This is a genomic window from Gluconobacter sp. (assembly GCF_047723935.1).
In the GTDB taxonomy this organism is placed as follows: Bacteria; Pseudomonadota; Alphaproteobacteria; order Acetobacterales; family Acetobacteraceae; genus Gluconobacter.
Window position 1 is genome coordinate 1 of the sequence record NZ_JBDOBO010000068.1, and the last position, 11725, is coordinate 11725.

Here is an 11725-nt window from a genome sequence, read left to right on the forward strand (position 1 = left end):
GCGGGCGTAGCATAGTGGTAATGCAGTAGCCTTCCAAGCTTCTGAGGAGGGTTCGATTCCCTTCGCCCGCTCCAGTAGGTTTCCTAAAAAATCTAATCCAAGCGACTAACAGGGCTGGGTACTTCGTATGTGCCTTTTCTGCTCTGCCAAGCGTCTGGCCGCAGTTCCTGTGAGCTGATTGCATACTCCGCAACTCTCTTGCTCGATGCCCGGCGTTTTATCTCTGCCTGAACACAGTCCCCAATGATTGTGAAGCACTTCCGCAAAATTGTAGAAATTCTGAGCTCTCCCTGACAGTAGCAGGCTGGCATGCGCGCTACTGTTTTTTGGGAATGAAGAATTTGCCTGCAAAGAGCAGTGTTACGCTGAAAAATTTAGTTGTGCGGTAAGGTTGTAGCTCTGCCTCGGTTGCACTGGATCATGGGGACGTGCTAGAGGCGGCGCCAAGTGGAGGACCGGGTTCAGACGAATCCTGCGTAGGGTCGTGTGTGCCTGAATCCCAACGGATTTGGAAGCAAGGGACCGGATAAGCCGGTTCCGGCCGCATCCTGCGGCGGAAAAGTGAGACGGAACACGCGTGTGACGGTGACACAGGTGCCGCAGATGGGACCCACAGGTGGCTTGGCTCAACGCTATGCCCGAGCGCTTTACGATTATGCCTCAGAGCAGGGAGCGCTTTCTGATGTGCTGGCTCAGGTTCGGGGACTTCGCGATGCGATTTCCCAGAGTGCTGACCTGCGGACGTTCCTTGCGGACTCCCGCCTTGATGCACATCGCTCAAGCAAGGTTGCTGGTGCCCTGACCGAGAAACTCGGTTTCGGAGATGCCGTCCGTCGCTTCGTCGGCGTGATTGCTGCTAACCACCGTCTTGCTGATCTCGCTTCTATTCTGGACGGCGTGCTGGCCCTTGATGCGAGCCTCCGCGGCGAAACCGTTGCAGAAATCCGCTCCGCTCAGCCTCTTACTGACATGCAGCGCAGCCAGCTTCAGGGCCGTCTGGCCGAAGCGGGTTACAGCCGCGTGTCCATGATCGAACGTACAGATGCCTCCCTGATTGGCGGCATGACTGTACGTGTCGGTTCTACATTGTTTGATACTTCGATCGCCGGGCGCCTGACTCGCCTGCAGAACGCCATGAAGGGAGCCGCGTGATGGATATCCGTCCCGCTGAGATTTCGGACATCCTCAAGCAGCAGATCGCGTCTTTCGACAAGGTCGAGACCGTTTCCGAGACGGGCACGGTCCTGTCGATTGGTGACGGCATTGCTCGTGTTTACGGCCTGACGAATGTCATGGCTGGCGAAATGGTCGAGTTTGAAGGCTCTGGCCTCAAGGGCATGGCGCTGAACCTCGAAGCCGACAACGTCGGTATCGTGATTTTCGGTGATGGCGACGAAATCCGTGAAGGTGACACGGTTCTTCGCACGAAGTCCGTTGTTGAAGTTCCGGTTGGCAAGGGGCTCCTTGGTCGCGTTGTTGACGGCCTTGGTAACCCGATCGACGGTCGTGGCCCGCTGACGGACGTGGAATATCGCCGCGCTGAAGTGAAGGCTCCGGGTATCATGCCGCGTCAGTCGGTCAGCGAGCCGATGCAGACGGGCATCAAGGCCATTGACGCTCTGGTGCCGATTGGACGTGGCCAGCGCGAGCTGATCATTGGTGACCGTCAGACCGGTAAGACGGCGATCCTGGTTGACACCATTGTGGCCCAGAAGCCTGTCAATGCCGAAGGCGACCCGAAGAAGTCCCTTTACTGCATTTACGTTGCTGTTGGTCAGAAGCGCTCCACGGTTGCAAACCTTGTTCGTACGCTGACGGAGCAGGGCGCGATGGAGTATTCCATCGTTGTTGCGGCCACGGCTTCTGATGCTGCACCAATGCAGTATCTGGCTCCCTACACGGCTTGCGCCATGGGTGAGTACTTCCGTGACAACGGCATGCATGCTCTGGCTTGCTACGATGACCTGTCGAAGCAGGCTGTTGCATACCGTCAGATGTCACTGCTGCTGCGCCGTCCGCCGGCACGTGAAGCTTTCCCGGGTGACGTGTTCTATCTGCACTCCCGTCTTCTCGAGCGTGCAGCCAAGATGTCTGATGCCAACGGCGGTGGCTCTCTGACGGCTCTGCCAGTCATCGAGACGCAGGCTGGTGATACGGCTGCGTACATTCCGACCAACGTGATTTCCATCACCGACGGTCAGATCTTCCTTGAGACGGACCTGTTCTATAAGGGTATCCGTCCGGCTGTGAACGTCGGTGGTTCTGTGTCCCGTGTGGGCTCGGCCGCTCAGATCAAGGCGATGAAGCAGGTTGCTGGCAAGATCAAGCTTGAGCTGGCTCAGTATCGCGAAATGGCTGCGTTCTCGCAGTTTGCTTCCGATCTGGATGCTGCAACGCGCAAGCAGCTTGATCGTGGTGCACGTCTGGTCGAGCTGCTGAAGCAGCCTGAGACGTCCCCGCTTCCGGTTGAAGAGCAGGTTGTTGTTCTTTTCGCTGGTACCCGTGGATATGTTGATCCGATCGCCGTGGATAAGGTTGTGGCCTACGAGGCTGCACTGCTGACGGAAATGCGTGGCGCTGGCGCTGGCATTCTGACGGCCATCCGCAACGATCGCCAGATCAAGCCGGAGACGGAAGGCAAGCTCAAGGAGCTGCTCGAAGCTTTCGGTAAGCGCTTTGCAGCCTGAGGATAGTCCATGGCTTCGCTGAAGGAACTGCGCGGTCGGATCACGGGCGTCAAATCGACGCGCAAGATCACGAACGCCATGAAAATGGTCGCAGCATCCAAGCTGCGACGCGCCCAGTCCCAGGCTGAGGCGGCTCGTCCCTACGCCGAGGCCATGGGCCGCATGATGGCGGAACTGGCAGCGGCAAGCCGCGGCGCTGATGCGTCCAGCCTGCCGACGCTGCTGGGCGGTACGGGTAAGGATCAGGTCCATCTTGTGGTGGTCCTGACTTCGGATCGTGGTCTGGCGGGTGGCTTTAACGCCAACATCGTTCGGAGTGCGCGTCAGCTGATCCGCACGCTGCGGGATGAGGGTCGGACAGTGCGTCTTCTGCCGGTTGGCCGTAAGGGTGCTGATATTCTTGCAAAGGAATATCCGGATCTGGTGGTTGAGCGCGTGGCAGGGACGGAAGGCCGTGACGTCGGTTTCGACAAGGCTGAGTATGTGGGCAAGAAAATTGTCGCCATGCTTGAAGCCGGCGAGATTGATCGCTGCACGCTGATCTACAACCGCTTCGTCAACGCGATGACGCAGATTGCCATCCAGCTTCCGCTGGTGCCTCTGTCCGTCGCGGAAAATGACAATGCGGCGCCTGCTGAGGCTGCCCAATACGAATTCGAGCCCGATGAGGCTACGCTCCTGGCCAATCTTCTGCCACGCAATCTTCAGGTGCAGATTTTCTCTGCCCTGCTGGAGAGTGCAGCAGGTGAGCAAGGTGCACGGATGACGGCTATGGACAACGCGAGCCGGAATGCCAGCAAGGCAATCGACCGTCTGTCCCAGAAGTACAACCGTACGCGCCAGGCCAACATTACCAATGAACTGATCGAGATCATCTCCGGCGCAGAAGCCGTTTGAGATCACGCAGGAGACGAACCGATGTCTGAGACTCTTAACCCTTCTGCCCCGGCTGCAAATAACGTCGTCGGCCGTGTCACGCAGGTGCGTGGCCCGGTTGTTGACGTGCAGTTCGAAGGCGATCTTCCGTTTATCCTGAACGCCCTGCATGTTCAGAACGGCGATCACACGCTTGTTCTGGAAGTTGCACAGGAAATCGGTGAGCGTCAGGTCCGCTGCATTGCCATGGACACGACGGACGGCCTGAGCCGTGGCGCGGAAGTCCGTGACACTGGCAAGCAGATCATGGTTCCGGTTGGCCCGGCTACACTTGGCCGTATCCTGAACGTCATTGGCGAAGCCATTGACGAGCGTGGTCCGATCGTTAGCGACAAGTATTTCCCGATCCATCGCAAGGCTCCGTCTTTCGAGGAGCAGGCTGCTGCGTCCGAAATTCTCGTAACGGGCATCAAGGTCGTTGACCTTCTTTGCCCGTACCTGAAGGGCGGCAAGATTGGCCTGTTCGGTGGCGCAGGCGTTGGCAAGACCGTTATTATTCAGGAACTCATCAATAACATCGCGAAGGCACACGGTGGCGTGTCCGTGTTCGCAGGTGTGGGTGAGCGTACCCGTGAAGGTAACGACCTGTATTTCGAAATGCAGGACGCGGGCGTTATCAAGATAGCTGAAGACGGTTCCACGGAAGGCTCCAAGGTTGCTCTGGTCTATGGCCAGATGAACGAGCCGCCGGGAGCACGTGCCCGTGTTGCTCTGACGGGTCTGTCACTCGCAGAATATTTCCGTGACGAAGAAGGTCAGGACGTTCTGTTCTTCGTGGACAACATCTTCCGCTTCACGCAGGCTGGTTCGGAAGTGTCCGCTCTGCTGGGCCGTATTCCTTCCGCCGTGGGCTATCAGCCGACGCTAGCAACGGAAATGGGTGCCCTTCAGGAGCGCATCACGTCCACCAAGAAGGGCTCCATCACGTCCGTTCAGGCCGTGTACGTCCCTGCTGACGATCTGACCGATCCGGCTCCGGCCGCGACCTTCGCGCATCTTGATGCAACGACGGTTCTGAACCGTTCGATCGCTGAAATGGGCATTTATCCGGCTGTTGATCCGCTGGATTCCACGTCCCGTTCGCTCGATCCGAAGATCGTCGGTCAGGAACACTACGACATCGCTCGTAAGGTTCAGCAGACGCTTCAGACCTACAAGGGTCTGCAGGACATCATCGCGATCCTGGGCATGGATGAGCTGTCTGAAGAAGACAAGAAGATCGTTGGCCGTGCACGTCGCATCCAGCGCTTCCTGTCCCAGCCGTTCCATGTGGCTGAAGTGTTCACAGGCGCACCTGGCAAGCTGGTTGCTCTGGAAGACACGATCCGTTCCTTCAAGGCTGTTGTAAATGGTGAATACGATCACCTGCCAGAAGGCGCGTTCTACATGGTTGGCGACATTGACGAGGCCATCGCCAAGGCCGAGAAGATGAAGCAGGAGGCCTGATCCTGATGCCCCTACGCATCGAGATCGTCAGCCCGGAAAAGCGCCTTGTTGACCGTCAGGTCGACATGGCGGTGGTCCCGGGCATGGAGGGCGATATTGCAGCCATGCCGGACCGTGCACCGCTGATGCTTCAGCTGCGTGGTGGCGTTGTGGCACTGTATGAAGGCGACAAGATCGTCGACCGTTATTTTGTGAGCGGTGGTTTCGCAGATATGGGCGCAGAACACTGCACCATTCTGGCAGATTCTGCTCAGCTTATGAGCGAGCTGTCTGCGGATGATGCCCGTGATCGACTGCGGGATCTGGAAACCACATGGGCCCAGATCGAGCCGAACGACACTGATGCGCATGATCGTCTCAGCCGTGAAATCCAGAGCGTTCGCGCTGAACTGGAAGCTGTTGAAGGTCCTGCTTCAGTCTGAGGCTGAACGCAGCATCTATGAAAAGAGAAAAAACCCATCCGGTCAGTTGACTGGGTGGGTTTTTCTTTGTCCGCAAGCTTCCTGTATGCTGCCGTCCAGACTTTACCAAGTGATGGTGGCGCGTAATGACGGACTCTTCCCCTGACACTGAAATTATGTCCGAGGGCATTGATCTCGCTTCTGTAGAGGCAATCGAATGTGCTGGGGACGTAGTAGACGCAGAGCGGGAAGAAGGCGCGACATCTGAACCAATTGCAGAAGATATCGTCGAGCTGACGGTTGTCGTCCGGGAGAGCGTCAGTAGTGCTCTCTGGGAAAACAGCGTCCCAGTTTTGCTGGAGCTTGCGGTTCGTAATCGTGCAGATCGGGATCTCTCAGATGTCGAGATTACGCTGCATTCCAAGCCCGGTGTGCTCCGAACAACCTCCTGGCGAATTCAGTCTCTCGGAATAGGACAGTTTCGGGCGTTAGAGCGCCTCGATGTGGAACTGGATGGCGCCTACCTTGCCTCCCTGAGCGAAGCAACACGCGCTGAAGCTCATTTTACAGTCTCGGAGGTACAGCCCGATGGTGCGCGGGCAACGCTTCTCGAACGAGTTCTTCCTCTGACTGTCCGCTGCCGGAGCGAATGGGGCGGATTACAGGGGCTGCCCGATCTGCTTGCTGCTTTTGTTCTACCGAATGATCCTGCTGTCGCAAAAATTCTTCGTTCAGCTTCTCTTCTTCTACAGGAGGCAGGCTACAGTGGTTCTTTGGAGGGATACCAAGGTGGTCGAAAGCGGGCGTGGGAACAGGCACAGGCGATCTGGTGCGCAATTGCTGGCTTGAACATTACGTATGTCAGTCCACCGGCCTCTTTTGTGGAGGCTGGCCAGAGGGTGCGTCTTCCAACTCAGATTGTGGAAGACCGCCTGGCGACTTGTCTGGATACAGCCTTACTGTTTGCTTCCTGCCTAGAAGCTGTTGGCTTGCGGCCATTACTGATCATGCTCAAAGGTCATGCGTTTACTGGGCTTTGGCTGTCTCGGGAGCAGTCTGGAACCTCAGTCATTCAGGATCTGCCTGGACTGCGGAACAGGGTAGCCCTTGATGATGTCTGTGTGTTCGAGACAACGCTTGTAACTGCAGCGTCTTGCCCGGATTTCGCAAAAGCCTGTGAGCGTGGGCTTGCCCAGCTTCAGGATGACGGTGAAGAATCGAAATTTGAAGAGGTCATAGACGTCCACCGTGCCCGACTGCGCCGCATTCGGCCGTTGTCATCGCTTTTGCCTAATACTGACCCGGCCGAGAGCGATGACGTGGCGACCTCTGCCACGCCTCGGCTGAAAGCAGCGCCGGATCTTCGGGAAGAGCTCGGAGACCATGAAAACGAAGAGACACCGGAATCCCGTTTGGATCGCTGGTGTAAACGGCTACTGGATATTTCAGGCCGAAGCCGCCTTCTGAACCTGCCACGCTCTGAGAAGCAGATCATCGAGATCTGCTGTGCAGATCCGGGAAGGTTGGAAGACCGTCTGGCAGAAATGCGGGGAGGGGAACGGAAACCAGCGCTCAGGCTGCGAGCTCGTCCCGAACTGATGGATGGGTCTGACCCGAGGAGTGCTGTGCTCCATCAACAGCGTCATCATGACGATCAGCACAGGGCTATTGCTGCGGAGGCTTTGGAGCACGGTGAACTGCTGGTTGCCCGGGATGAAGCTGGCTTACAGTCCGCTCTTACAGAAATCTATCGCAAGGCTCGTGCGGCTGCGCAGGAGGGTGGGGCAAATACACTTTTCCTGACTCTGGGAGAGCTTGTGTGGGAACCTCGGGGGCGGGATCGCAAGGCGAGAGCTCCGTTGATTTTGGTCCCCGTTATTCTGGAACGTAGCAGCATTAACGCTCCATTCCGGTTGCGTGCCCATGCCGATGAAAGTCGGGTGAATGGCAGTCTTCTGGAAGTTCTTCGACAAGATTTCGCCATGCGGTTTCCTGAACTGGAAGGAGAGCTTCCTCAGGATGAGGCTGGCTTGGACGTTGCGCGCATCTTTGATATTTTCCGCGCAAAAATCCGCCAGCTCCCGCAATGGGAAGTGCAGGAACGTGTCAGCCTGACGACCCTTTCTTTCGCCAAGTTCCTTATGTGGAAGGATTTGCAGGAAAGACGGGACGCTCTGCGTATTAACCCGGTTGCCAGTCGTCTGCTGGATGGGGTTTCAGAGGCTGATGACACCGAAAGTGGTTTCCCCACGGCTTTGTTCGAGGGACAGAAATCGCTGGATAACGCTCTGGACGAGGCTTCCCTGCTTTGTCCCATGGAAGCTGACTCGTCCCAATTGACCGCCGTAGTCCGGGCGGCAGCGGGTGAAAATTTTGTCCTGATCGGTCCGCCGGGAACCGGCAAAAGTCAGACGATTGCCAATATCATCGCTGATACGCTGGGACGGGGTAAGACGGTCCTGTTCGTCGCAGAAAAAAGAACTGCGCTGGAAGTCGTACGGAATCGTCTGCGTTCTGTAGGGCTGGGTGAGTTCTGCCTGGATCTGTTTTCGCCTCAGGCGGGGCGTGGCGCAGTACTGGAACAGTTTCAGCAGGTTCAACTGGTCAGGGAAGAGTTTTCAACAGCGGAATGGACGTCGGCCCAAAGCCGTCTGATGGCCGTCCGCCAGGATCTGAATGCCTATGTGCAGGATCTGCATAAGCGGTGGAACAACGGATGGACTCCCTATCAGGCCATAGGCGTGGTTCTGGAGGCCGATCGTAACGGCACTTATCCGCTTGCTCTGAAATGGTCAGCTCCAGACGCCCATGCTGAAACAGACTGGGAGTCGCTTAAGAATGCGGCCAGTCTGTTGGCGGGGCTTTATGAGCGCTTCGGGCGGGATGCTCTGTCGCCTCAGTTGTCGGGAATAGAGCAGGAAGAGTGGACGTCTCGCTGGCAGGATCAGATTCTTCAGCAGAGTCAGGCTTTGAGAGGGCAGATCGATGCGTTGTCTCAAGCAACGGATGATCTGTGCTACGTACTGGGTCTGACTGGCACTGACCGATCGTTGGCTCAGCTCCATCGACTCCAGTCGTTCTGTGCTCTGTTGTATCGACCGGAAGCGGCCTGGGGAGCGTGGGCCCTTTCCGAAGATGCGCAGGACAAGGCTCAGGTTGTTCTTGCAGAAAAAGAACGGATTGCACGTCATTGCACTCTGGAGCAGGGGCTGGCTGTGCGTTGGAGTGATGCGAAAACACTCCCGTTGGAAGACTTGCATCGTGAGTGGAAGGACTCCGAAGACAAATGGCTTCTTTCGCGCAGGAGTGCTCAGAAAGCTGTACGCCGCCGACTTGAAGCGAGTGCGAAAAGCGTCTTACCGGACGACTTGAGTGATGAGCTGTCCCGGCTTCTGGAGCTGTCTGCGCTGGAACGCGACCTGAAGGGAGCCCCTCATAGAGAGGTTGTCGGTTCTCTCTGGAGTGATGTGACGACCGATTTTGAAAAAATCGAAGCCGCTCTGCTCTGGGGAACTGAGATTCGCACGGCATTGGCAAGCTGCGTCCCGGATCTCGCAGGATTGCTCTCTGTGAGACGGCAAATCCGGGAGCGGCTTACAGAAGGGCGCGATCTTCTTGCAGAGAGTGGGCCGGTAGGTCTGAAAATTACGGGGTTCAGGAAGGCACTTTCGGCTGCTGAGGAAAGCCTGAGCCTTTTGGCTGACCTGGCGGGAAGTCCTCTTCTTGCAATCGAGCCAGATGGCGAAGACTGGCTGCTGCGTTTGTCTCAACATCTGACTGGCTGGCTTGAGCAGGGTAAGAATCTGCGGGACTGGTGTGCGTGGCGAAAGGCCTGTCACACAGCTGAGCGTCTGGGACTGGGTCCGTTAGTAGAGGCGCTTGTGGCAGAGCGCGTGGCTCCGAAAGAGCTTCAATCCGTTCTGACTGCCGCTTATGCCCGATGGTGGTTGGCAGCAGCCGTTGATGAGCAGCCACGACTGCGCGGTTTCGTTGCCGCAGCACATGAAGAACAGATCGAGCGCTTCAAGACGTGGGATGGTGATGCTGCCAGTCTGGCAGGGCGTCTGATCCGGGCAAGGCTCTCAGGTAATATTCCCGCTCAGGACGTGCGGCGGCAGGACTCACAGTATGTGATGATTCATCGTGAAGCGCAGAAAAAAGCCCGGCATATGCCGATTCGTCAGTTGGCTGCTGCTGCACCACGGGCGGTGAGAGCGCTTACGCCCTGCTTCATGATGAGCCCTCTTTCCGTAGCGCAATATCTCCCCCCAGATAGTGAGCCGTTCGATCTGGTCATTTTCGATGAAGCCTCGCAAATCCCGACATGGGACGCCATCGGGGCCATCGGACGTGGCCGACAGGTGATCGTGGTCGGAGACCCCAAGCAGCTACCGCCGACCAGCTTCTTTGCACGAAGTGAGAATGAGGACGAAGACGGCGAACTCTGCGATATGGAGTCCATTCTCGATGAGTGTCGTGCGGCTGGTGTGCCGGAAATTACGCTGAAATGGCACTATCGCAGCAGGCACGAGAGCCTGATCGCGTTTTCCAACAGTCAGTATTATGGCGGCGACCTCATCACGTTCCCCTCGAACGTGACGCAGGATCGAGCTGTTTCCTTCCAGTTTGTGGAGGGGGGCAACTACCAGAGAGGTGGCAGCAGAACCAATCCGGCAGAAGCCAGAGCTGTTGCGGATGCTGTTGTAAGGCATTTGAAGACTGACGGAGAGAAATCCGTTGGCGTCGTAACGTTCAATGGAGAACAGCAGACACTGATTACTGATCTGCTGGAAAAGGCCCAGATGGAGGATTCCTCTCTGGTGCCGTTCTTCAGCGAAGAGTGCCCGGAACCCGTCCTGATTCGGAATTTAGAAAATGTGCAGGGCGAAGAGCGGGACGTGATGTTCTTTTCCCTCACCTATGCGCCGGAGCTAAAAGGGGCGCCTTACGTTTCGTTCGGTCCATTGAATCGTGCGGGCGGTGAAAGACGTCTCAACGTCGCTGTGACGCGGGCGCGTGAAAAACTGGTTGTTTTTGGTTCCTTGCGCGCTGAACAGATCGATCCGTCCAGAAGCTCTGCAGAAGGTGTATTGCATCTTCGGAAGTTTCTGACTTTTGCAGAGCACGGTGCAGGTGCACTTGCCGGTTTGCATCAAGGGTCAGTCGGAGAAGAAGAAAGCCGCTTTGAACTCGAAGTCTCGGCGTTATTGCGTCAACGCGGATGGGATGTTCGTCCCCAGATAGGTGTCTCCCGCTTTCGGATTGATCTGGGTGTGGTGGACCCGGACATGCCCGGAAGCTTTCTTGCGGGCGTCGAGTGCGATGGCGCAACTTACCATCGCAGTGCCACCGCGCGTGATCGCGACAGACTGCGTCAGGCCGTTCTGGAAAATCTTGGCTGGGTGATTTTCCGTGTTTGGTCGACTGACTGGTGGCTGAATGCGAACCGCGAGGTGGAACGTCTGGATCAAGCCCTGAAGCTGAGATTGGAAGCCGTAAGAGAAAGTCGACTTAGTCTTCCGGTCGAGGAGCCAGATACTGAGGTCCAGGAAGTGCCGGAGACTGAAAGCGCTTTCGTAGAAGAGCCATCTCTCTACGCGGGGTTTGTCCCTCATGACACGAGCGCCGCTGTGCCTGCTCCCTACATTCCGGAGGACGATAGTGAAGAGGCATTATCGGCACAGCCAGATGCGGCGCGTTTCACAGATGATGACTATCTGCCGGTTCTGCAATCTCTGATTCAGCAGGCTCTCTGCGAGAAGGGGGTTCTGCATGAAACGGCCCTGATCCAGAAAATCGCGAGACAACATGGTTTCGCGCGGGCGGGACGACAGATCCGGGAGCGAGTTCTCACAGCCATCCCTGATGGCGTTGGAAGAACTGTCGAAGACGCTGGAACGTTCTTTTGGGAAACAGAAGATGTTGTCTGCGATCCTGAGACCGTCTTGAAGCGAACCCCTGGAGAGAGTGTTGATCCTGCTCAGGTTCCGATGTCGGTTCTAATGGTCTTGGCCAAAGAACAGCAGGACAAAGGACTTGGAGAAGAAGAGGGTATCGGAGAGATGCGAAAAGCCTGCGGATTAGGGCGTATCGGGGCGGCGAGCAGGCTGCGTTTCCATGACGCATGGCTTTCTGCGGCGGCAAACATAGAAAACTAAGGAAAAAGGGACGCCAGATGATTTTTCTGGTGTTTTTTTTGATTTTTTTAGTTTTGTTTTGTGAATGGAAAGTGTGTGTAAGGGGGAAAAGTGTAGG

Annotated in this window: 6 protein-coding genes and 1 tRNA gene; all 7 read left to right on the plus strand. The window is 56.7% G+C overall.

Translation table 11 applies throughout. The features are described from left to right. Window positions 1-74, plus strand: a tRNA-Gly gene (locus tag ABF979_RS13980). Between the two features lie 505 nt (window positions 75-579). Further along, on the plus strand, window positions 580-1152 hold the full coding sequence (atpH, locus tag ABF979_RS13985; protein WP_064274294.1) for an ATP synthase F1 subunit delta: 573 nt from the start codon (window positions 580-582) through the stop codon (window positions 1150-1152). After that, window positions 1152-2687 carry a F0F1 ATP synthase subunit alpha gene (gene atpA / locus ABF979_RS13990; protein ID WP_046900218.1) on the plus strand — a complete coding sequence of 512 codons (1536 nt, stop codon included), beginning with the start codon at window positions 1152-1154 and terminating at the stop codon, window positions 2685-2687. Before atpH ends, atpA begins: the two co-directional genes overlap by 1 nt. Window positions 2688-2696: 9 nt before the next feature. Next, on the plus strand, window positions 2697-3584 hold the full coding sequence (locus ABF979_RS13995; protein WP_046900217.1) for a F0F1 ATP synthase subunit gamma: 888 nt from the start codon (window positions 2697-2699) through the stop codon (window positions 3582-3584). Window positions 3585-3605: 21 nt separating this feature from the next. Beyond that, on the plus strand, window positions 3606-5069 hold the full coding sequence (gene atpD, locus ABF979_RS14000; protein WP_099213283.1) for a F0F1 ATP synthase subunit beta: 1464 nt from the start codon (window positions 3606-3608) through the stop codon (window positions 5067-5069). Between the two features lie 5 nt (window positions 5070-5074). Then, the gene (gene atpC, locus ABF979_RS14005) at window positions 5075-5491 is read left to right on the plus strand and encodes an ATP synthase F1 subunit epsilon (RefSeq protein ID WP_415560465.1); all 417 of its coding nucleotides are present in this window, start codon (window positions 5075-5077) and stop codon (window positions 5489-5491) included. Window positions 5492-5616: 125 nt separating this feature from the next. Continuing rightward, window positions 5617-11628 carry a DUF4011 domain-containing protein gene (locus ABF979_RS14010; protein ID WP_415560466.1) on the plus strand — a complete coding sequence of 2004 codons (6012 nt, stop codon included), beginning with the start codon at window positions 5617-5619 and terminating at the stop codon, window positions 11626-11628. The last annotated feature ends 97 nt before the right edge of the window (window positions 11629-11725 follow it).